A 594-nucleotide genomic window follows, 5' to 3' on the forward strand; every position below is an offset into this window, starting at 1 on the left:
GATTTTTGTGTACTGATTGTCTAATAGTTGATATATCTACTGTGAAGTCTGTGCGTTGTGAAAAAGTTCGAAAAAGATCGATGACAGTCCGGCGTCCGCGGCCCGAGGCATCCCGAGGGGCCCGGATAAAAACAATTAACGCGCAATTCGCGCTGTGTGGTCATCCGCGGCCATGGCGCGACCATGCACACGTCATGCCTGACTGACGCGCCGCCGCGGCGGCGAGAGCGCGCCGCGTCCGGGGAACCGAGAAGAACGGGAGACGGATCCGCGGAGAACGTGTGGTTGACAGCGACCGAGTAACGACCGGTACCGTTCATCCTGTCCACTCATCAGACGGCTGCGGGAGTGCCTTCCCTGACAACTGGACCGGCCGGCGGCCAGCGGGCGGTCACACGTCCCTGATCGCCTGCTACCAGGCCCGGTCAGCGGCGGGGTTCGGACAGGAAGTTTCTCGTCGCTGGCGAAGGGGGGCTGCAGGACAGCCCGGAGGGTCCCAGATCGTCCCCTAGACAACGATGTCGCGTCCGCATCCGGCGGTGCACGATATCGGTCCGAAGGGCGGTCCGGGACCCTTTCTCGTGTCCTCTTCCT

It is taken from the genome of Protofrankia sp. CiP1_Cm_nod3, from assembly GCF_982290655.1.